At 39.5% G+C, this 21,309-nt stretch carries 18 protein-coding genes and 2 pseudogenes; 10 read left to right on the top strand and 10 right to left on the bottom strand.

The genetic code is table 11. The features are described 5' to 3' along the window. The first annotated feature begins 7 nt into the window (after positions 1–7). Positions 8–157 (top strand): hypothetical protein, encoded by a 150-nt coding sequence (locus tag D1367_RS30600; protein ID WP_181985101.1) that lies wholly within the window; start codon positions 8–10, stop codon positions 155–157. 291 nt (positions 158–448) lie between these two features. On the opposite strand, the gene D1367_RS08055 is transcribed toward D1367_RS30600, so the two are convergent. Continuing rightward, positions 449–1,429 (bottom strand): magnesium transporter CorA family protein, encoded by a 981-nt coding sequence (locus D1367_RS08055; RefSeq protein WP_118165510.1) that lies wholly within the window; start codon positions 1,427–1,429, stop codon positions 449–451. A 161-nt stretch (positions 1,430–1,590) separates the two neighbouring features. Continuing rightward, a complete protein-coding gene (locus tag D1367_RS08050; protein WP_118165508.1) occupies positions 1,591–3,642 on the bottom strand; it encodes a serine/threonine-protein kinase in 2,052 nt (683 codons plus the stop codon). 519 nt (positions 3,643–4,161) lie between these two features. Here D1367_RS08050 and D1367_RS08045 point away from each other — a divergent pair. Further along, positions 4,162–5,040: a hypothetical protein gene (locus D1367_RS08045; RefSeq protein WP_118165505.1), complete on the top strand. Its 879-nt coding sequence runs from the start codon at positions 4,162–4,164 to the stop codon at positions 5,038–5,040. A gap of 28 nt (positions 5,041–5,068) precedes the next feature. On the opposite strand, the pseudogene D1367_RS08040 reads toward D1367_RS08045, so the two are convergent. Both D1367_RS08040 and D1367_RS08035 read right to left on the bottom strand, forming a co-directional pair. Next, a pseudogene (locus D1367_RS08040) lies at positions 5,069–7,085 on the bottom strand (aspartate kinase). 122 nt (positions 7,086–7,207) lie between these two features. Beyond that, a complete protein-coding gene (locus D1367_RS08035; RefSeq protein WP_118165503.1) occupies positions 7,208–7,777 on the bottom strand; it encodes a Uma2 family endonuclease in 570 nt (189 codons plus the stop codon). A gap of 453 nt (positions 7,778–8,230) precedes the next feature. On the opposite strand from D1367_RS08035, the gene D1367_RS08030 reads away from it, so the two are divergent. Continuing rightward, positions 8,231–8,734 carry a HugZ family pyridoxamine 5'-phosphate oxidase gene (locus tag D1367_RS08030; protein ID WP_118165501.1) on the top strand — a complete coding sequence of 168 codons (504 nt, stop codon included), beginning with the start codon at positions 8,231–8,233 and terminating at the stop codon, positions 8,732–8,734. A gap of 159 nt (positions 8,735–8,893) precedes the next feature. After that, entirely contained in the window at positions 8,894–9,799 is a 906-nt protein-coding gene (locus D1367_RS08025; RefSeq protein WP_118165499.1) for an alpha/beta fold hydrolase, read from the top strand. Between the two features lie 223 nt (positions 9,800–10,022). Here the strand turns inward: D1367_RS08025 and D1367_RS08020 are convergent, their stop codons facing one another. Next, on the bottom strand, positions 10,023–12,770 hold the full coding sequence (locus D1367_RS08020; protein WP_118165496.1) for a zinc-dependent metalloprotease: 2,748 nt from the start codon (positions 12,768–12,770) through the stop codon (positions 10,023–10,025). Positions 12,771–13,827: 1,057 nt separating this feature from the next. Here D1367_RS08020 and D1367_RS08015 point away from each other — a divergent pair. Then, a complete protein-coding gene (locus D1367_RS08015) occupies positions 13,828–14,223 on the top strand; it encodes a hypothetical protein (protein ID WP_118165494.1) in 396 nt (131 codons plus the stop codon). Positions 14,224–14,601: 378 nt separating this feature from the next. On the opposite strand, the gene D1367_RS08010 is transcribed toward D1367_RS08015, so the two are convergent. Continuing rightward, positions 14,602–15,273: a LuxR C-terminal-related transcriptional regulator gene (locus D1367_RS08010; protein WP_118165492.1), complete on the bottom strand. Its 672-nt coding sequence runs from the start codon at positions 15,271–15,273 to the stop codon at positions 14,602–14,604. A 105-nt stretch (positions 15,274–15,378) separates the two neighbouring features. On the opposite strand from D1367_RS08010, the gene D1367_RS08005 reads away from it, so the two are divergent. Then, positions 15,379–16,035, top strand: coding sequence for a DUF3386 domain-containing protein (locus D1367_RS08005; RefSeq protein ID WP_118165490.1), 657 nt, complete (start codon positions 15,379–15,381; stop codon positions 16,033–16,035). 22 nt (positions 16,036–16,057) lie between these two features. Here the strand turns inward: D1367_RS08005 and D1367_RS08000 are convergent, their stop codons facing one another. Continuing rightward, the gene (locus D1367_RS08000; protein WP_118165488.1) at positions 16,058–16,288 is read right to left on the bottom strand and encodes a hypothetical protein; all 231 of its coding nucleotides are present in this window, start codon (positions 16,286–16,288) and stop codon (positions 16,058–16,060) included. A gap of 55 nt (positions 16,289–16,343) precedes the next feature. On the opposite strand from D1367_RS08000, the gene D1367_RS07995 reads away from it, so the two are divergent. Then, the gene (locus D1367_RS07995; RefSeq protein WP_118165486.1) at positions 16,344–16,661 is read left to right on the top strand and encodes a hypothetical protein; all 318 of its coding nucleotides are present in this window, start codon (positions 16,344–16,346) and stop codon (positions 16,659–16,661) included. Continuing rightward, positions 16,658–17,026 (top strand): aspartyl protease, encoded by a 369-nt coding sequence (locus tag D1367_RS07990; RefSeq protein WP_118165484.1) that lies wholly within the window; start codon positions 16,658–16,660, stop codon positions 17,024–17,026. The genes D1367_RS07995 and D1367_RS07990 overlap by 4 nt, the downstream gene beginning before the upstream one ends. A 185-nt stretch (positions 17,027–17,211) precedes the next feature. Here D1367_RS07990 and D1367_RS07985 read toward each other — a convergent pair whose 3' ends face one another. The 3 genes from D1367_RS07985 to tmk form a co-directional block, all read right to left on the bottom strand. Then, entirely contained in the window at positions 17,212–17,502 is a 291-nt protein-coding gene (locus D1367_RS07985; protein ID WP_118165482.1) for a hypothetical protein, read from the bottom strand. 5 nt (positions 17,503–17,507) lie between these two features. Beyond that, positions 17,508–18,014 (bottom strand): hypothetical protein, encoded by a 507-nt coding sequence (locus tag D1367_RS07980; RefSeq protein WP_118165479.1) that lies wholly within the window; start codon positions 18,012–18,014, stop codon positions 17,508–17,510. Between the two features lie 197 nt (positions 18,015–18,211). After that, the gene (gene tmk, locus D1367_RS07975) at positions 18,212–18,871 is read right to left on the bottom strand and encodes a dTMP kinase (protein ID WP_118165477.1); all 660 of its coding nucleotides are present in this window, start codon (positions 18,869–18,871) and stop codon (positions 18,212–18,214) included. Between the two features lie 97 nt (positions 18,872–18,968). Here tmk and D1367_RS07970 point away from each other — a divergent pair. Next, positions 18,969–19,178: pseudogene (locus D1367_RS07970) on the top strand (sensor histidine kinase); the annotation flags it as partial. Positions 19,179–19,398: 220 nt separating this feature from the next. Then, positions 19,399–21,243, top strand: coding sequence for an ABC transporter substrate-binding protein (locus D1367_RS07965; RefSeq protein ID WP_118165475.1), 1,845 nt, complete (start codon positions 19,399–19,401; stop codon positions 21,241–21,243). Positions 21,244–21,309: the final 66 nt, after the last annotated feature.

Genomic DNA, 21,309 nt, shown 5'->3' with positions numbered 1-21,309 from the left:
TCAGCTGGTGAAAGATATCCTAACACCCTTATTGTTAGTATGCGATCGCTACAGTTATCAAAATAAGCTAGGATTGGGAAGCCAACCCCTAGATGGAGTTGGCAAAGCTATTATTTTATTTTTGGCAAACTTTATTCTAGAGTGTGTCATAACATAGACTAGTAAGATGGAGGGATCGGGAACAGGATCAAATAAGCTTTCCTGCACTCTCTTGACAAATGTGCAATTACCTTAATCTCTCACGAATGTTCTTTTTCTTAGCGATCGCTCTACCGTCGGAATAATGCTGTAATCGTAACCTGAAAGACGTTATACTATTTCTTTGTGAGGCTGCGCCAAATTTTCTTTCTTCCTTTGTGTCCTACCCTCCGGGAAGCCACTTCGTGTCTGTGCGCCCTTTGCGGTTCGCTCCTTATATAATTTGGGGCATCTTTATACAGAATTGGTATTACAACCAACGTTGTTTTTTAGCATAGAAAATACTACCAATCACAATTAATGCCATCACGCAGACTACAGCAGGATAAGCCCAAGGTTGCTCTAATTCCGGCATATATTTGAAGTTCATGCCATAGAAACCAGACATGAAAGTGATTGGTAAGAATATGCTCGAGAGGATAGTCAAACGATTAATTCGTTCACCAGTTTTGCCAGCAATGTTATCACGTTGAATTTCCATTAATTCTGACATCCAGGCCCTCAGCGCTTGATATTCTTGCCAGAGTTTATCAACGTGATGAACTAATTCTTGATTGAATAGTTCTTTCACTGGTTGGGAGATCCACTGTAAATCTTCGTGATTCATAATAGCCATAAGGGACTTGATGCTTTGAAAATTACGGCGTCCTGAACGAGTCGATTGCCTCATCGTGGCAATTTTTTGGTATGTTAATTCATCACCAGAATTATCTAACACTTCATCTTCTAAATCATCAAGTTTTCTAGAAATATGCTCAAATACAGTATGATAATTATTCAAAATCTCTTTAAAAATGAGATAAAAAACATAGCTTATTCCTAAAGTTTCAATATCTCTAGTTCGTTTTTGGAGATTATTAGCTAGAATAGTTAAAGCTTTTAATTCAGTGATTTCAAAGGTAATAATAAAATTATTTCCCAGCAAAATATTGCCACGAGCAACTTCAAACTCGTTATTTTTTATTTGAGGAGTTAGAATTTCATAGCTGTCAAATAAACAATCTTCTACGTCTTCATCAATTCCTACAGGGGAATGGTTGAAAATCATATTAACACGAGATGGATTAAGACCAAAGTGCTTAATTATTTTGGCCGTTCCAGTGCGATCGCGGAAGTGAATACAGCGCAACCAGATATTGTGAGAACTATCAATTTGTTTCAGTACCGTATCGACATGATGAGTGGTGAATAATTCCAGATTGTCTGGATGAAAAGTGAGGAGAGTTAGCATATAGGCATCCTAATTGAGTCGTGAGAAAATAGTATGACTAATGTTGAGCGATAATTTATTTGACTGATAACTGATATAGTGGGGGACTTAAACCCAGTTATCAAAACTTTTAACTGATAACTGATAACTGTTAAAATGGTATTACTATATTGAGTCATAGCTCAATTTTTTGATCTTTTCCCAGATTTAGGGCGAGTAGTTGGCGCTGGTGCTGACTTATTTTGCAGAATTGCAATTTCTCTCTGTGCATCTTGATAACTATCTTTTTCCCCTTGCTGTTGGAATAGTTTTGCAGCTTTTTTGAAATCTGCGATCGCACCCTGTTTATTTTTCTGCTTGGTGCGAATCACGCCTCGGTTATAGTAGGCTAAGGCATTGTTAGCATTAATTGCGATCGCTCGTGAATAATCTTGATTTGCAGCTTTTTTATTTCCCAGTTCGAGATAGGCGTTACCACGGTTGTTGTAAGCTACGACATCATTAGAATCTAGTTTCAGCGCTTCGGTATAATCTTCAATAGCGCCTTTATAATCTCCGAAAGAAAAGCGGTGAATACCTCTATGGATGTAAGCTGGACTAAATTTAGGATCAATCTGTAAAATAGCGTTGTAATCTTCAGTAGCTTCGACTTTATTTCCCAAATCACTGTAAACATCACCACGATTAAGATAGGCTTCTATGTATTTGGGATTGATGTTAATTGCGTCGGTATAATCTTTAAGGGCTGCATATTTTTGTTTATTAATAGATTGAGTCAAACCCCTTTGATAATAAGCTTTAGCATCACTAGGATTAATCTTAATTACTGTATCAAAATCTTGGATTGCTTCAAGTCTTTGTCTGAGGCGACGGTGAATAATCCCTCGCTGCAAGTAGGCTTCGGTATACTGAGGTTTGAGAGCGATCGCTTTGTTAAAATCTCCAATTGCTCCTTTATTATCCTTCAGTTGAGTCCGGGCTAACCCCCGGCCATAGTAAGCATAAGCATCCTGAGAATTTAACTTAATTGCTTGGGTATAGTCTGCGATCGCTTCTTTGTACTTACCTAATTCAGACAAAGCAAATCCTCGATCAAAATAGGCATTAGCATCTTGAGGATTGAGCAAAATAGCTTGGCTAGAATCTGCTTGTGCTTGCTCGTAGTCTCCTAATCGATAATAAGCATCACCTCGCTTATTATAAGCCAGGGCATTTTTTGGATCTAATTCAATCGCCTGATTAAAATCTTCAACTGCTCCTTCATAGTTTCCTGCATCATATTTATTGACTCCCTCTTGGTATAATGTCTGTTGAGCATTAGTTAGAGGTTTTAGCAACTTCAATTGCCACGCTCCAACACCAAGTGTGATACAGCCAGTTACCCCAGCTAGAACTAATAATAGTTTTTTCTGATGCTGATTTTGCTCAACATTTGCGATCTTTTTTAGATCGTCTAAAACTTCAGTCGCATACTGGTAGCGCTTCCGATAATTAAAACGTACCATTCTATTAATAATTATTGCTAATTTTCTGTTAACTTTTAGATTTTTGTTCCGCCAAACAATTTCACCTGTCAGCCGATTTTTCTGAGTTCGTAAATTAGAAATTTCGTTTCCAGATAAACCTAAAAGGGCTGCGATCGCAACTATACCTAAAGCATATATATCACTGTTGTATTTGAGATTGCCGTTAACTTGTTCTATCGGCATATATTCGAGATTGTCAACAGTATTAGTGATGGCTTCATTAACAGTACCAAAATTAACCAAAACTAACTTGTTGTCTGATTCACGGCGAATGATATTAGCTGGTTTAATATTCCGATGAATCACGCCATAGCTATGTACAATCACCAAAATTTCTAATATATCTGATAAAAGACTAATTACTTGGTCTTCCCTCAAAGGTTTTCCCTGGATAATTTCGTCAGTTAGAGGAATACCGGCTATGAATTCTTCGACTATATAGAATTTTTCATTTTCTTCAAAATAAGCAATTAGCTTTGGAATTTGCTCGTGTTCCTGTGCGAGTTTTTCTAAAGTTGCTGTCTTACTAGCAAACAAGCTGTGTAGGATTGTTAAAGTTCGAGGATTGTTACTAGAAGAACGTAACTGCTTTACTATAAATTGTCCCTCAGTAAGATTAACATCTTCAACTAGATAGGTTTTTCCCTTTTCACCATCATTGAGAACTTTTAGTATTCGATAATGTCCATTTAGTAAATGACTATTCATCAAGATAATTATAGTTTTATAAATTGTTTGATTATAGCTTACGTGTTATAGCGGTTCTCAATTGCATGAAATACAGACCTAACAAGAACAGCCCCTTAAGAGCGAGCGTTGGGGAGTAAGACTTAAAGCCTCTCTCCTTCAAGGAAGTGAGGAATGGAAGTGAGGTCAAAGTGTATTATATCCAAACGAGAAACGCTATATTTATGGTAATTTTATTGGTTAAAAAATATTTATTAAAAAAAGTAAATGCCATTCTGGCAGGTACAAATATTAATTCTTAGCTAAGATGGCATAGTCATAGTAATATTATTGTTGATTAAAAGAATGTTACAGTCTTAATACGGTTATATATTACCAGACTTGAGTAAAATTTGTACATTAAACGATATTTTGGAAAGCAGGTGAGTACGTAGCGGGGATATTTTGATCTTAATTTTTCAGCAATCCCACTCATGACAGCTAATCCTCCAATAGTGTAAAAAATAGAAGTTGAAATTATCCATAACCCCATATAGAAGATTGGAAATCAACAAATTTGGGCGCAAAAAAGAGGTGGTAGCTACTGCGAAGCGTCAATTGCTCAAGGCGCTGAATTGCCGCGATATAACTGCTATTGAGAGCTTGATTGTAGAGTGGCAAAGCATTCTGGGATCGGAAAAGTTAACTGATTTGATTGTTAACGAGGTAATGCTCGAATGTGATTCTGACAGCCACAGTTGGTTTTGTCAAATTTTTCTTGGACAAGCCCAATATAAACAGATGGAGGAAAAAGCTCAAAGTAACGTCTTTCAAATTTTAGTGAGCAAAGGTTTAGAACCAGGCAAGGACTTTAGCTCTGGACTTGATGGCATGATGATTGTAGGCGATCGCGCCAAGCAAATCTTACTTACCCAAGTACCACAGGAGCATCAAGCATCATTTGAGACACAGTTAGAATCCTCGTTAGTCTCAGATCCAGTTACTAGCATCGAACAGCAGTTAGGGTGTGCATTTTTTAGCAATTTGACTGAGATTGCTATCCAACAGATGCAAGTACTGAGTAATTCCCAAGCTGCGGCTTATCTAGGAGTGCTGTTGGCTGGATTAGTATCGCGTCATCCTCAACTTCAGGATGCGGACTTTCCCACACGATTTATTGCTAATACTCTCCAAGGACTGTCCCAAGAACGAGCAATGTTAATCTTGAACGATCCAGAGACAAATCCCCAGTTCGATGAAATGATTATCTTTGGACATTTATTAGCAGCAATGGGAGATAAAGAATATCACCGCCTGACAGAGGAAGAGGGTGGTATCAGCCTCGATCAACTGAAAAAACTTGATTTAGTTTGGTCTGGTGAACGTCGGCTTTCAGAAATGGTAGCCATGATGGAAAAATGGCATTTCAGAAATAGATAATCAGCAATTCAAAATTAAAATTTTAGTTCTATGCTGGCACAACAAATTTCTCACTACCAGCCAGTCCAAAAGCAGCATGAATGGCTTGCAAAGCTTTAACACCTTGCTCTTGTGCCACGACACAGCTAATTTTTATTTCTGAGGTAGCAATCATTTGAATATTAATTTGCTGTTCGGCTAACGCTTCAAACATTTTAGCGGCTACACCTGGTTGTCCCACCATACCTGCACCGACAATACTTACCTTAGCGATCGCACTATCTAAAACAACTTCACCCCATCCTAATTCTGCTGCTACTTGGGTAAGCATTTTTTTTGCACTTTCCCCGTCTATCCGCGAGACTGTAAAGGCAATATCTCGTCTGGGAACACCATCAATCACCCGACAGCGCTGAGATTGGATAATCATATCAACGCTGATATTATGTTGCGCTAATAATCCAAACAACTTCGCCGCCATCCCCGGCCGAATCTGGCAATTGGCGAATAGCAAGACGCGCTTGGTTCAAATCGAGGGCAACGCCGCGAACGGGGGATGGGGAGTGAGGAGTTGGGAGTGAGGAGTTAGGAGTGAGGAGTGAGGAGTTAGGAGTGGGAAGTGGGGAGGATAAAAGAATTAATTTATCTTTCCCTGCTTCCCCTGCTTCCCCTGCTTCCCCTGCTCCCCCTGCTCCCCCTGCTCCCCCTGCTCCCCCTGCTCCCCCTGCTCCCCCTGCTCCCCCTGCTCCCCCTGCTCCCCCTGCTTCCCCTGCTCCCCCTGCTCCCCCTGCTCCCTGCTCCCCTGCCTCTATCTCAAAGGCGCTGCGGAGTGCGTTGACGGCGCGATCGCATTCGGTTGCATTGACTACGCAACTTACTTTTACTTCGCTGGTGGAAATCATCTGGATGTTTACGCCTGCTTCTGCTAAGGTGGCGAACATCTTTGCAGCTACGCCAGGACGCCCAATCATTCCTGCGCCTGCGATGCTGACTTTGGCAATGTTATGTTCTACCATTACCTCGGCTTCGTCAGATTTGGGGTTAGATTGGCTCCTCAGTGCTGGGGCGATCGCTGCTGCTACTGCTTCTGCCCGTTTTAATATTGGTGTGGTGACAGTAAATGCTATGTCATTACTATTACCTTCATGAACTGACTGAATAATTAAATCTACGTCTACTTTTTGCCGGGAGATTTCGCCAAATAACCTTGCTGCTACGCCTGGTTTATCGGGTACGCGCAACAAAGCGACCTTTGCTTGGTCTGTGTCAAATTCTACAGCATCCACCGGACGGGCAATTTCTAGATTGATTAGCGATCGCCCTTGGGGTTTGGCTGATGTCACCCAAGTACCAGGTTGATCCGTCCAACTAGACCTAACGACAAGGGGAACACCATAGTTCCGAGCAATTTCCACAGCGCGGGGATGCAGCACTTTTGCCCCCAAGCTAGCTAATTCCAACATTTCATCGCAGGTGATGTCATCCATCAACTGGGCTTCGGCAACTAAACGGGGGTCTGTAGTTAAAATCCCTGGTACGTCTGTATAAATTTCACAAAAATTTGCTTGTAATGCGGCTGCGATCGCCACCGCCGAAGTGTCAGAACCACCACGCCCCAAAGTTGTAATTTCCATTTCTCCGGCGCTGGATGTGCCTTGAAAACCTGCTACTACAACTACTTTACCTGCATTTATGTGGCGAGTTAGGCGAGTAGTTTCAATATCTAAAATCCGAGCGCGGCTGTGTTCGGCTTCGGTAACAATTCCTACCTGAGCGCCAGTCATGGAAATTGCGGGTTGTCCGAGTTCCTGCAAAGCCATACTGAGTAAGGCGATTGTGACTTGTTCGCCAGTGGAAAGCAGCATATCCATTTCCCGGCGGTTAGGATTTGGAGAAATTTCATTAGCGAGTTTGACGAGTCCATCGGTGGTTTTGCCCATTGCCGAAACCACTACGACAAGCGAGTTTCCAGCTTTAACGGTTTTGTAAACGCGTTGTGCAACAGCTTGAATACGTTCGACTGAACCGACAGATGTACCACCGTATTTCTGAACTATGAGCGCCATAACTTTTATGCAATTCCCTTGTGTCTGCTTTGATCAATGCCCCCGCCGAGTTAGGAAGCCTTGAAGATATTAATAGATATTTAGTTTACTAAAAATTGTGTAGCATACCAATCATAAATTGATTATTCAAAAACTACATCTTCGTAAAGTGCTGCCATTGTTTCCTCAAAATCCACGCTGTTGAGTCGAAATGATGTATGTTCTGGTGTGTAAGATTGTAAAACCCAGAGCCTCTGCTCATTGCGTCGAAAACACTCGACTCGCTGACGTTTTGTATTAATTAAAACATACTCTTGCAGACTTTCCAGCGTTTGATAATCAGCGAATTTGTCACCCCGGTCAAAGGCTTCAGTAGAATTAGATAAAACTTCGACAATTAAACAAGGAAATCTTTTATAAGCTGGCGTTTGTTGATCTCGTTGGTCGCAAGTAACCATAACATCGGGATAATAAAAGCGATTTAGAGATTCAATTCGAGCTTTCATATCAGCGATGTAAACACGACAACCAGAGCCGCGCACATGATTACGGAGGAGAGCGAACAGGTTCCCAGCAATGGTAACGTGTGGATCAAGCGCTCCAGCCATTGCGTAGATATAGCCATCGATGTATTCATGTTTGACAGGGTTTTGTTCCTCTATTTGGAGGTACTCTTCAGGGGTAAGGTAGTTTTGTTGGGGCGAGGCTATCATATTTGAAATTTTAAGGGTAATTTATTTATTTTGTACCAAACAAGCTATTCACCAAACAGTGTACACAAGACTTCTAGTACTGACATTTACCAAATGATTCTTTATTAGAATTCCCAAAAAAAATGCGGAATACGCATACTACCGCAATACTGCGTAGGTTTTGGCAAAAAAATAAAAAATGTGTAGGTTGGGTTGAGGAACGAAACCCAACATTTTACGGGGTTTGTTGGGTTTCGCTTAGGCTCAACCCAACCTACAAATATTCAAAACCTACGCAGTATTGCATACTACCGCAAGGCGGAAGTCACGCATTCACGCATAATTGTATTCCAAGCTTTTGCGCCCATGCGACACCAAACAGCCCACACTTCGAGTGAGCTTCAGTGACCATCGTAGACATCGCTCAATCACGTTACAATAATTAATTGTTACTAATTAAACAGCAATTTACTTATGAGTCAACTTGAAAACATTCAAGCTGAGTACGAAAAGTTTACTGAAGAAGTTGAGAGTGTAATCATTAGCACCGTGAGCGCCCAAGCAATACCCAATGCTAGTTATGCTCCCTTTGTAATGGATGATTCCAAAAACATCTACATTTACGTCAGTGGTCTAGCAACTCATACCAAAAATATCTATGCCAATCCTCATATTAGTGTCTTATTTATCGAGGATGAAGCCAAGAGTAATCTAATTTTTGCCCGTCGCCGTTTGAGTTTTGATTGTACGGCAACTTTGATAGAGCGTGAAACTGACAAGTGGAATCAAATTGTTGAGCAATTTCAAGGGCGGTTTGGTCAAATTATTGAGGTTTTGCGCGGCTTGTCTGACTTTCGGATTTTTCAGCTAACTCCAAGTGAAGGTCGTTTTGTAGTTGGTTTTGGGGCAGCCTATCATATTAGTGGCGATAACCTCCATCAACTTGTTCAAATCACAGGAGATGCCGACAAAAAATAAGAATGAATTATGAATTAGTTTGACTGTATGCAAATTAAATATGAAATAGCTTAGGAGACAAAGATTTTACTTACTCTGATATTTATCGGTAAGCTTGACTTTATACCTCGTAATTTTGCCTTCGGGTAAAGTGCCATTAAACTATAACTTTTTAATTTTATGCTTCAGTTTCAACCTCCTGGCTTTGGACATAAACTTATCCATACATCCTTGGGGGCAATGGTTTACTATACCCAAACGAATGCACCTTGGGCGATCGCTGATACTGAAGATTTACCTCCATTACTGTTTCTCCATAACTTTGGTGGTGGAGCATCTGCGTATGAATGGTCTAAAGTTTACCCAGCTTTTGCCTCTAATTACCACATTTTAGCTCCCGATTTAATCGGCTGGGGAGAATCGGCTCATCCAGTTCGGGATTATAAAATTAGGGATTATCTCAGCACGATCGCAGAGTTTATCATTGAAACTTGTCGTCAACCTGTGACAGTGGTAGCCTCGTCTCTAACAGCCGCTTTTGCTATCCGTCTAGCTATTGTTCAACCCAATTTATTCAAAAGACTGTTTTTGGTGTCACCCTCTGGATTTGATGATTTTGGACAGGGTGCTGGACGCAGACTTCCGCTTTCGGTAATCAATGCGCCTCTGTTGGACAATTTTATTTATAAGCTTGGTGCTGAAAATGAAATTGCAGTCCGAAATTTTCTGCAAAGTTTTCTGTTTGCCAAATCACAACGAGTATCTCAAGAAATGGTGGAGGCTTATTTAACCTCTGCACAACAGCCTAATGCCAAGTTTGCCGCTTTGTCATTTTTGCGAGGCGATCTTTACTTTGATCTGAGTTTATATATTAAACAACTGACAATTCCCACGGTCATTTTTTGGGGAGAAAAGGCACAATTTACCAGCATCAAATTAGGACGACGCTTGGCAAATTTAAATCCAAGTGCAATTCCAGATTTTTATGCGATCGCAGATGCAGGAATATTACCTCATTTGGAAATGCCAGAAGTTGTAATTGGTTTATTGCAAAAGTATCTTGGGGAGTTAGGAGTTAGGAGTTAGAATTCCTCATTATACCAATTGGAAAAAAGAATGCGACAAATACACCATTTGTAGAGACGCGATTCATCGCGTCTTGACCCAAAGATGTGTTGCAATCATTAATTGAATTGGTATTAGATATCTCCGAAAATGGATGTAGAGACGTAGCACTGCTACGTCTCTACAAGGGTTATGGATAACGCATATTTAATTTATCGAGATGTCTATTTATCACTGTTACCTCCTATTTAGAAATTAATTGTGCATTTAATGCTTTAGCAATGCGATCGCCAGAAGCTTCTAAGTGCGCTAGGGTGTAAATATCAAGGCTTTCACTCAGTTGTTTGAGTCTGACATCAATGGCTTTTTGCAGTTGGCGCAATTTATACCAAGCCAGTGTCCGACCATCTTCAGGTGTATCAGTAGTACCCAACATCATCTCTAACAATATATTCAGATGTTCCCGTTGCAATGAACGGCGGATGCTAGAAATTGGCTTTGGTTCTCCTGGAGTTAAAACTTCTGTCCAGATGCCTGTTTGCAGGGTATCGAACAGTTCCGGGATGGAAAGCGCTTCTCCAGGCTGGGTTTTTAATTCTATATCTTGTAAACGATTCAGGCGATCGCTGTCTAATAGCGATCGCAGTACCGCACTTTGGAAATTCAGAATGCGATCGTGAATTGGATAATCAAGGCGGTTGTTAGGTACAGAACTACCCCAGTGTTCCCAGCGCGATGGTGCTAGTTGATTCAATAATTGTGGTGAAAAACTGAAAGCATTCTCAGCAAATACATATTCTTGTAACTTTGTCAACGCTTGACGTTGTTTTAAAAGTGAAACTGGTACAAATGTCCAAGAAGCATTCTCACTAGCATGGAGACGCCGAAACGATTGTCCACCAATGTATTTAGAAAGTAAGCTGGCGTTGCGAAAATAATATTTAAGTACTCTATTGAATGAGACGCGCAGATTACTATAACTTTCTCCAATCGATAGATAACCCTTGCCAAGGCGCTGCCACATAAAACGGGCATTATCCATTTGCCATTGCGAATAAAGTAGCACATCACTACTCATATCCCAGACGTTTGCCAAAGGATTAATGTCCCAGATATCTTCATCAGTTGCATAAGATAATTCTGGTTGAGGCGACACCAGTGCAATCTGCTCCAAAAAACTTTTTTCTGATTCTGGAATGATTCCCTCAACTGCTACTGATGGGCTTCTTTTATAACCATACTCAATTGCCCATTCGTCGTAGGGGCCAACAACTCCTGGGAAATAATCACCTTGCTTTACTCCCTGTGGTGCTATATTCACAGGTAGATAGTCCATCACCGAACCCACTAAACCTTTGGTGCGAGTGATTTCAGTATTATTTAATTCTTCGGGCGCTAACATGGTGCTGCCGTGAAAGTTGTGGCGCAAACCGAGAGTGTGTCCGACTTCGTGAGCAATCAGAGAACGCAAATATTGATGCACATACTTCTTCATGGTTTCACTACTGGGTGTAGTGTTTGGCAAAATTGACAACACTAACGCCCCCATTGCGGCTTGAGATGAAGACTCCATGCTATAGCAGAGGTCATTATCTGCTAAATGTTGTTCAGAAAAAGCTTTAAAATCTTTCGGCGTTCCAGATGAATTACCTGGACATGGGTTTTTGCCTAGTTGAGAAAAGTGTCCATCCGTAAAAGATGAATTTGCTTCCATCAGTGTGTGATATTCTTGCTGAATTGAACGCACCATATTGGCATCTACAATAATATCTGCATCCAATATTTCCCCGGTGAGTGGGTTAACGCGTACTGGGCCTCTAGCAAAACCTGCATCTAAAGAATTGAACCAGCGAATAGTATTGTAATGTACATCTGCCGGTTGCCAATCAGCATCATCTGGCATTTGCTGCACTTCAATAGCATTTTTAAATCCAGCTTTTTCAAACGCTTTGTTCCACATCAAAACACCTTCACGAATCGCATCGCGGTACTCTAGTGGCACAGCATTTTCAATCCAAAACACAATTGGCTTTTTGGGTGGAGATAAGGGGGCGTTAGAGTCTAATGGTTCTAGATGCCAACGATTGATGTAACGGACAAATGATTCGTGAGCATTATTATTAGAGAAATCTTGGAAAGCAGTAATAAAATATCCTACTCTGTCATCTGCAAGCCGGGGAATATAACCAGTGTTTTCTTTAAGCTGAGAAAAACTGTAGTGTACCTTCAGAGTGAGTGACCTGCTATCGGGTACGGTGACTAAATTTGCTCCTTCGGGTGATGAAAAACCGTAAATAGAATCAATTTCTACATTTTCTGGGAAGCTGTTAACATCCCCAAAATAAGACTTGTTTGCATCTAAGTAATAATCAGCCTGCAAAGAGGATTTTAATATGGGAGTTAAGCCGGGAAAATCCTGCATTAACAGTTCATCCAGGCTGATCAGCATATTTTTACTATCTGGATCAATAGTGACTATTTCGAGCGAATAAAGAACTGAGTCGCTAAAAGAACGAGCGAGCGATCGCTGTTCTGGTCTACTTTCTGCACGGAATTTAACATTACGAACAACAAAGTGCAATCTATTCTTTATTCGTTGGAAGTAGAAAACAAAATCAGAAATAGGTAATCCACTATAAATTCCCCTTTCCCCCAGACCCGATTCTAATGTAACTATAGCTAGATAGTCTTTATTTAGCTGCTCTGGTTTAATTTCTAAGTAAACTTTTCCCGAATCATCACTGCAATAAACTGTGAAGAGTCCCTCTAGTTTATCTATTCTTTTGACAATCTCATTAGATTGACAAAAATCTTCTTTTCTCCTCTTAGCAAGGTTATTGTCAGCACTTGCTAATTCTTCAACAGTTGGGAGTGCATTTAATTGTTGCACATCAATGTTTGAAAGTTGATTTGCTGCTGCGTAATCACTTGATAGGAGCAAGTTATACAGTAATACTATACAGATTGCTAATTTCCTTATCCAGTATTTCATCCTTTGGCTTTCCACCTGAACCAGTTCTTGTATTGAGCAAAAAATGTGGATTAACTCGTCGTCTGCAAGCCCTTCAAATATCTAGGGATTACGGTATATCCACTAAGTCAGACAAAACTTTGTCTCTAGCCTAAAAGTCGTGTGACTATTGATTGTTATTAGTAGCAATTTAGAAATTGTCCATGAACTATCTATATCTTTAGACAGGCAATTTATCTAACTAAAGATACATGTTTTTTTAATTTATATCTGTATTAAAGACTAAAGGTAGCATTAAAAATGTATTTAGTGCTACATTTGCCAGTCGAAGTAATCTCAAGCATGATTTATAAACAGAAAGCGAGACTTGCGAAAAAGCTGTTATTGAACAGGAAAATGCTTTTTTAGGATGAATTGTGGACATTTATGGTAATCTAAACTCTTTTCTTACATCCTCAATTGGTTCTTTCCAATGATCTTCAAAGCGGTAGCCTCCAGCGTAGGTGGTATCAGCCCCTTTGGGGAAGTCAAAAGTCACGCATTCAAAAATCAAAATCAAGCAAAGCCTTTGATTCTGGTTCCCCGCTTTTTAAAGCAGTAGGGGGGATCTAAAAGTCAATACGCTTGGGTTAAGGCCAAAACTCTTGTTTTACGAACCGCAGAGGCGCAGAGAACACAGAGAGAAGAAAGAGTATAAATGCTTAACTGAACTGTATTGATCTAAAAGTACCTAAAGTCGCAGCGAAACCCTTTTCAAACAACCTCTCAATGCATAAGTCCTAAACTAATGACTAATAACTAATGACTCTCTTGCATTGCGGTTTGATGTATTCATTCAGCAGTCCCTTTCGGATAATGCTCTCTTTTGCATGTTATACAAACTCTCTAGAGAAACGTAGTATTGCTCATTGCTCGTGCCCATAGACCAATTGCAAATATCCATGCATCTAAGAAATCTCCTCTTCCCAAAGATTTAAAAAATATTTATTGTTTTTAACTAAAATATGCCTTTTGCTAGAAGAATCATTAATTTTTTATAGTTAGTGTTTATTTGTAGTCAAAAAATAAGCTAATTGGCATGATAAATTTGATTTCTAGAACGATTGCTAACATCAGTTCCCTACTTAAAGGACTTCAGGTAAAATCTTTTTTGGCTGTTGTCGTAGTTGGTTTTTTAGTGCTGACAACGAATATTAGTGATGGGCAAAATGACAAAGGCTTAAAAGAGAGAGTCCGCCAACAGGTAGAGCAAAATGATGCTCAAAGACCGAAAACAGTAGGGCAGTGGTTTAAGGATGCTCGTGAAACCGAAGCTTCTCCTGGTGAAAGACTTCAGAAGATTGGGCAACAGTCAGGAGAAGCCCTTAAAGAGTTTGGAGGTGGATACGTAAAGGGCGCTCAAGAAACTGCTAGTGATGTAGGCGACAGTGCGGCAGAGGCAGCCAAAAATGTCTCAAACAAAGTTGGACGCTAAATGCGTTACGATGTTCCATTGGCAGCAAGTACTAATAACTTTTCGCCAATAGAAAGAGTAATAATAGGGGCGCTGGTGTCTAACCACCGAATTCTAATGACTGTTGACTGTTGACTGTTGACTGTTGACTGAAAACTCGTGAACCGTCAACGGTCAACAGTCAACAATAGCAATGGAATATTTTTTTACTTGGAAGTCCCTTATATGAAAGTTTTAGGATAGGGTTTAATACCCCAACAATCTGTTTGTTGCAAGTTTTGGGTCGGGGTCTAAATCCCCGTCACAAAACAAAATTGACGTTAGCGACGTAGGAGCGTGATTACGAATTACGAATTACAAATTATTTAAGATTGTGGGAATTAACGAAACTACGTCTTTTTATGAAACTTGTATATCTTGTAGCTTGGCCACCATTTCTGCACGCGCCGAAACCTTCAACTTACGAAACATCCTCTTCAAAGCTTGTTTGACGGAATTTTGCGTAATCCAAAGTTTTTCCCCAATTTCCGCATTCGTTAACCCCTGCGCGACTAACTCGGCAATTTCTAACTCACGCGCTGTTAGAGGATTTACTAAAAGAGAATGGGATATTTTTGGTTTTGTCCGTAGAGTTGCCATTTTTGCTGATAAATGAATGCATAAGGCACTCAAATCAGCTAAATCGTTGCCATTAAAAGCCGGATTTCCCTTGTCACGAGCTAAGTTAAGCGTTCCTACAAGACGACCATCGCAAACAATTGGCCCAGTCATCACATGTTCGTGATCGGAACGCGAGCAAAAATGCTTCCAGTCTTTTGGTGATAATAATAACTGTTCATGGGCGGGAGCGTGACGCTCAACCACGTAGCGCCCGACTGGATTGCTTTCTAAGCATACTGCCGGTATAGCCTGAACATCGATTTGGGCTGTTGGTTGCTCATCTAGGAGATAAATGCCCCAATTTTGCACGCCAAAATGCTCACCAATTTTATCCGTGAGAGCTAGCCTTAATTCTTGCTCATTTTGGACATTAGCGATCGCATCAAATACGGCGTGGAGAAAATTAACCATAAGTGTACCCAGTTGGGGACTATCCAAGCCTCAACAATTACTTCTATGCTAATACAATACCAATGAAACTAAAACGCTAATTACAGTAGCGACTAGGAGAAGCACATGACAGTTACACAACTCTCTGCTCAGGAACTTTTCCGGGCTGCTTATGAGAACCGCTACACTTGGGACAAAAATTTCCCTGGTTATACCGCAAATATTACCTTTAAGCATGATGATAAAGTGTTTACAGGCAAAGTTATCATCAGTGCCAATCTCAAAGCGGAAGTTTTAGATGTAGATGACGAGCCAGCCAAGCAAGCAATTCATGGTCAAGCATGGGAGATCGCAATTCACCGCATCCGCCGCAGCTTTGAAGACACCCACAGCGCCAATACGTTTAGCTATGGTAAAACTGATGAAACTGGTGCGGTTGAGCTTTTAATGGGTGGTAAGGCTGAGGGCGATAAATATAAAGTCCGCAATAATGAAGTATGCCATGTTCACCGTTTAATCCACGGTACTTATGTGACAATTGACACTTTCAGCAGTCACAACACCGGGGAAGGCTACCTATCCCACAGCTATGATTCTGTGTACCATGACCCCAAGACTGGGGAACAAAAGGGCGGTAGAAGCGAATTTATCGATGAATATGAAAAAGTTGGTGACTATTTCATCCTAAATCGTCGGGAGATTCGCACCGAGACAGCAGGACAAGTATCTATTCAAGAATTTATCTTCTCTGATATTAAATTGTTGGAACCTGTTGCTGCTTAAGCTATATTTTGTAATTTAAAAATTAGCGATCGCTCTTTATTTTAAAGGAGCGATCGCTTTTTGTTTGACATTTTGATTGATGAATATGAGGTTTTAAAAAGAGAGCTTGATCTGAAAGAATATTGATAACTGATTTCAGGCGATCGCTGCCGATATAATCAATATATAGCAGTCCTAAATCATTCGTGAACAACAAGATCCCCGACTTCTTAAAGAAGTCGGGGATCTGAGCCTCTCGATTTTCAGAACTCATTTAGGATTGCTATATAAAAAGTAAAAGGCTATTATCCGATCAAATAGTAAACAAAATGACACAACTATCTTCTAATCACACACCGCGTCGAGGAAGAGTATTTCCAGAACGTCAACTATCACCAGAAGAAAGAGCCAGACGCAAAGCTGAAGATGAGTTATTTTATCAGCGTTGTCGAGTAGTATTTGACAGAGTTCAACCAGAGTTAATCAAAGAACACTACGACTGGTTTATAGTCATTGAGCCTGAGAGTGGAGACTATTTTATCGATCCAAATGAGGATGTTGCCAGGACAAAGGCTCGTGAAAAATATTCTGATAAAATGCGCCTCCTCATGCGTCTCAATGAGAGGGGAACTTGTGGCAGAATATGATTTTTGGAGAATTTAACACTCAAAGTGAGTTAATCTTTGAAATTGGTTTGGTTACATCTGATGGAGATATTATACCGATTAATGCACTTCTAGATACGGGATTCACTGGTTGGCTAGCACTTGATAACCAAGATGCTCTAAGTTTAGGGTGGATTCTTAACATAAATGAACAACGAGATATGCAAACAGCATGGGGAGAAGCACGGTTTAGTCTTTATGAGGGAACCGTGCTTTTAGATGGAGAAGAATTCACCATAGAAGTTCTGGGTGGAGATTATCTCGATAATATTCTTTTGGGTGTGCGTTGGTTAGAGACAAAACGACTAGTAGCAGATTTTACCGCAGGAGTGTTGACATTGGGGTAAAGACGATCCGCTTTACCTGAGAAACCTGTAGTATTTATACCAATTTTTTATGAAGCTGCATAGAATTCGATCCCCCCTAGCCCCCCTTTTTAAGGGGGGAACCGGAAAAACATCTATCAAAGTCCCCCAATTTATCGGGGGATTTAGGGGGATCAAGATATATGCAACTTCACATTAAATTGGTATTAGAGGTGTTTTTGGTAATATTCCTCTATCGTGCCTACAGTTTTTAATAATGGCGAATCTAACGGCTCAATCCAATCAGCCACTTCACGAGCCAGCCCAAGGGTTGAGATTCCTCCTGATGCTTCAAGTTTACCAATCAGCGTTTTACTTCTAATCGATTGTAGTGCATCGATCAGATTGTTTAAACGCTCTGAGTGTTTAAATTCTGGTTGTTTGTCGAGACGAATCTGTTCGGCAATCTCAAGAGCTTTATCGAGCAACTTGATAAATTCTTCTGTCTTTGTTTCCATGATTTTTACGAACAACTAAAATCTTTGATGACGATATTTTCTCCCTCAGACCACTTAATATTTGGATCTCTTGTATCTTTAATAAAAGTCTGTTGACCACCGCCAGGATAGCATTTATTGGGGGTTTGAGGGGCAACAATGCCTTGATAAACTGTCGTTCCTGCTGGCAAAGTAACTGGTTGGATCATAGTGGCTTTATTGCCCCATAATTGATTGAGGGCTAGATTCCTAATTACTTCTACATTTGTTTCATATTTATCAGTTGTTAAATACCTACCATATCTGTTCTCACTGCTACTATAGTAGCGATAAAAAGTCTTAGGCTGGTCTAGTTTGACTTCCTCACATTTAGAATTGAGGAAGGTAACGGCAATATCAGATGCTAGAGGGCATGAAGAACTAACTTCTTCGGCAAGAACTCGTGATGAATTGAATATAGTCCGTGGGAATGAACTGACTGAAAAACTGAGAAGGCTTAAGCCAATACCTACAGAAACAGACTTAAATTTCATACAAACTCTTCCTTCCAACCTTTTTTGAAATGGTGTGTTTATTTCCGCCGTGCTGTACTAGTTTTGGATTAGGGTGTGGTATCGGAAAATACCTCATCCTTTATAATATTCTCAGCTTTAAACCAACGATGCAAGGACAGTTAAGACAGTTAAGTAGAAAGTTCAAAAAATTTTGCCTTCAAAATTTGAGGCGATGTCTATAGCAACCCCTTCAGGTGTACGCGTAAAATTCCTTGAATTACTTGTTGTACAGCTTCTTTAGTCAAGCTGCCATCTATCCGCACAATTCTTGAGGGATAGGATGCTGCTAACTCTGCGTATCCTTGCTGAACGCGCCGATGAAAAGCGATTGTTTCTTGTTCAATGCGGTCTAACCCTATTCCATCTCCCCGTTTCCGGGCTAGTCCGACTTCGACATCGACATCTAGCCAAATAGTTAAGTCACTCTCTAAACCACCAGTGGCAATATGATTAAGCTGATTGATTAAACTCATGTTAAGACCGCGACCATATCCTTGGTAGGCAATGGTAGAGTCAGTGTAGCGATCGCATAATATATATTTCCCTGCTGCAAGATTTGGTTTAAGTTCTTGTTCAACGTGTTGCGATCGGTCAGCAGCATACAACAAAAGTTCTGTCACTTGTGCAACTGGCTCGCCCTGAGCGGAGCCGAAGGGTTTATCCTCTGTTTTCTCTAATAGCAAGCGGCGAAGATGTAAGCCTAACTCCGTTCCACCTGGTTCACGAGTTACCACCACAGAAACACCTAGACTTTCCAACCACTGACAACAAAGCTGCATTTGGCTGGTTTTACCACAGCCTTCTACCCCTTCAAATACAATTAATTTGCCACTCATGCTTTTTATGTTCACTACTTTAAAAATAACTTTTGGATATAAGGGACTTCCAAAAAAATAAATTATCCCAAATTATTTGTACATTTGTAGAGGCGCTAATGGTACAGGCATTCCAAAAAAGGTACAAAAGCACTTGTTTGAACCATTCTTTACTACTAAACCAGTTGGTAAAGGTACGGGATTAGGTTTATCTATTAGTTATCAGATTATCACCCAAAAACATCAGGTAACATTACAATGTATTTCTGCTCCTGGACAAGGTACAGAATTTGTAATTTTAATTCCGCTAAAGCAGCAAGCTATCTAATTGTCAACATAAATAGAAATTAGTTCGACACCCATAGGATCACCTAAGTTAGGAATTAGACTATCATTTTGAAAAAAGGATGATATAGGAATCGTATTTGATTTTTGAAATTATCTACGTAGGCGGGGAGTGGGGAGTGGGGAGTGGGGAGTAGGGAATTAGGCTTTTCGAGTAGAACCCGAGCTTTTTCAGAAATCAAATATTAGTCCTATAGATAATTATGGTGTGTCAAAATTGTCAACAGGTTATAGAACAGCTAAATATTAATATTGACCTTTTCTTTCAGAAATTAGAGACAGCTTCAAATAGAAGGCAAATCAGTGAAATTGACAAGGAAATCATTTGTCAATCTCTATTAGGACACTCTCGACAACATATAGCTAAAATCTTCAATTTATCTGACCAACAAATTAGAGATAGGCTGAGTAATAATATTTATCCCAGAATAGCAGAACTGATGCAAATTGACCAAGAAGAGATAGCTGGGAAGTGGGTTAAGCTGCTTAATTTTTTACTTCATACTAATAACGGATATAAATTGCAAACTGCTCCTCAATTAAACAATGATAACTTTCAAGGTAGTTTTGGCAGACAAATTTTTCTTTATCCCCCAAATCAAGATATTGTTGAGTTACAAATCCAAGGCAATAAATTTTATCAGCAAGGACTTTATTATCAAGCATTAAAGTGCTTTATTTGGGCTTGGAAAAAAGAAATAGAAATTTATGGTACAGGGAATCCAGAAATTTTAATTTATATTAATAACTGTTTAATTGAATATAAGCAATCTCTTTTACGAGAGAAAAAAATTCAGATTTATACTTTGGCTGTGGTTGTACCATTTTATCATAATCAAGGTCATGTTGCATCTGAGATTTTACGAGGTATTGCTCAAATTCAACTCCAAGTAAATATTCAAAGCTTTGATAAAATTTCACTAGAAAAAGAGATAAATTTAGATGATATCAAGTCCGACAAATTGTTTACTCTAAATAATACAGATAGTCAAATAGCCTTGAAAATTCTAATTGTCAATGATCCTAATAATTTATATGCACCATATAGCCAAACAGCAGAGAATTTAGCCAATTTAGCGCCACAATTAAACCTGATTTCTATCATCGGTCACTATTCAAGTGAAATGACTAAAAAGGCACTAAATTTATATTCTCAAAATGGACTAATTTTAGTAAACCCTAGCAGTACATCTAATGAACTTTCTCATTTATCTGGGGGTGAGAGCTTATCATTTTTTAGACTGACTACTCAAGATAGCATAAATGCCACACAGTTAGCTCATTATTTGACAGAAAGCTTGCCCGAAAAAGATCATAAAAAAGTAGCTATTATTTATAATAAAAATAGTAGTTATAGCACTTCATACAGAAATACTATCAAAAAATGTCTAGAGCAATATAGTGAACAGATTATTTTTCTAAAAGAATGTAGTTATATTAGCGAAAAATATTATCATATTCAAGCTTATCTAGAAGATATTAAACAGAATGAAGTTGATATTATTATCATAATTCCTGATGGAGGAATTGAACCTAATTCCCTTGATAATGCTGGACTGATTAGTAGATTAAAAATCAATAACTGTCTAATAGCTGGTTCAGCAACTTTTTACCATGAGAATGTTTTACATTGGATTGATGAACAAAGTCAGTATAATTTGGTAGATAAAAATGAGTGTCAAATTATAGCTTGTGTTCCTTGGCATTGGCACAGTAAAACAAATGGGTGCAATAGTGAAAATCAACTAGGGCAAAAGTTTTGTCAGCTAGGCACTCAATTATGGGGAGAAGAAAACTTAACATGGCGTAGTGCAACAGCTTTCGACTCAGTGTTAATAATTCTGAGAATTTTAGAGCAATTTAACATTTCAGATAGTCAATCTTTACTGATATATATGAATAAATATTTTAAAGAGGATAAAAAACAAGTGAAAGGAGTTACAGGAATTATCCAATTTGAAAAGAATGGCGATCGCATCAATCCCCCAGCAGAAATAGTAGCTGTAAAATGGAATGCACAGCAGTCTAAATGGCAGTGGACAATTTAATAACTATATCTAAGAGGTTGTTTGAAAAGAATTATTACCCCCCTTAGTCCCCCCTTGTAAAGGGGG

This window comes from Nostoc sphaeroides (assembly GCF_003443655.1).
Lineage (GTDB): Bacteria > Cyanobacteriota > Cyanobacteriia > Cyanobacteriales > Nostocaceae > Nostoc > Nostoc sphaeroides.
The sequence above is the reverse complement of the archived record's forward strand: the minus strand, read 5'-3'. Positions and strand labels throughout refer to the sequence as shown.

What these genes read in the sequence shown, in the direction of transcription:
- D1367_RS08055 (WP_118165510.1), bottom strand. Translation starts at nt 1,429, where the DNA reads ATGCTAACTCTCCTCACTTTTCATCCAGACAATCTGGAATTATTCACC.
- D1367_RS08050 (WP_118165508.1), bottom strand. Translation starts at nt 3,642, where the DNA reads ATGAATAGTCATTTACTAAATGGACATTATCGAATACTAAAAGTTCTC.
- D1367_RS08035 (WP_118165503.1), bottom strand. Translation starts at nt 7,777, where the DNA reads ATGATAGCCTCGCCCCAACAAAACTACCTTACCCCTGAAGAGTACCTC.
- D1367_RS08030 (WP_118165501.1), top strand. Translation starts at nt 8,231, where the DNA reads ATGAGTCAACTTGAAAACATTCAAGCTGAGTACGAAAAGTTTACTGAA.
- D1367_RS08025 (WP_118165499.1), top strand. Translation starts at nt 8,894, where the DNA reads ATGCTTCAGTTTCAACCTCCTGGCTTTGGACATAAACTTATCCATACA.
- D1367_RS08020 (WP_118165496.1), bottom strand. Translation starts at nt 12,770, where the DNA reads ATGAAATACTGGATAAGGAAATTAGCAATCTGTATAGTATTACTGTAT.
- D1367_RS08015 (WP_118165494.1), top strand. Translation starts at nt 13,828, where the DNA reads ATGATAAATTTGATTTCTAGAACGATTGCTAACATCAGTTCCCTACTT.
- D1367_RS08010 (WP_118165492.1), bottom strand. Translation starts at nt 15,273, where the DNA reads ATGGTTAATTTTCTCCACGCCGTATTTGATGCGATCGCTAATGTCCAA.
- D1367_RS08005 (WP_118165490.1), top strand. Translation starts at nt 15,379, where the DNA reads ATGACAGTTACACAACTCTCTGCTCAGGAACTTTTCCGGGCTGCTTAT.
- D1367_RS08000 (WP_118165488.1), bottom strand. Translation starts at nt 16,288, where the DNA reads ATGAGTTCTGAAAATCGAGAGGCTCAGATCCCCGACTTCTTTAAGAAG.
- D1367_RS07995 (WP_118165486.1), top strand. Translation starts at nt 16,344, where the DNA reads ATGACACAACTATCTTCTAATCACACACCGCGTCGAGGAAGAGTATTT.
- D1367_RS07990 (WP_118165484.1), top strand. Translation starts at nt 16,658, where the DNA reads ATGATTTTTGGAGAATTTAACACTCAAAGTGAGTTAATCTTTGAAATT.
- D1367_RS07985 (WP_118165482.1), bottom strand. Translation starts at nt 17,502, where the DNA reads ATGGAAACAAAGACAGAAGAATTTATCAAGTTGCTCGATAAAGCTCTT.
- D1367_RS07980 (WP_118165479.1), bottom strand. Translation starts at nt 18,014, where the DNA reads ATGAAATTTAAGTCTGTTTCTGTAGGTATTGGCTTAAGCCTTCTCAGT.
- tmk (WP_118165477.1), bottom strand. Translation starts at nt 18,871, where the DNA reads ATGAGTGGCAAATTAATTGTATTTGAAGGGGTAGAAGGCTGTGGTAAA.
- D1367_RS07965 (WP_118165475.1), top strand. Translation starts at nt 19,399, where the DNA reads ATGGTGTGTCAAAATTGTCAACAGGTTATAGAACAGCTAAATATTAAT.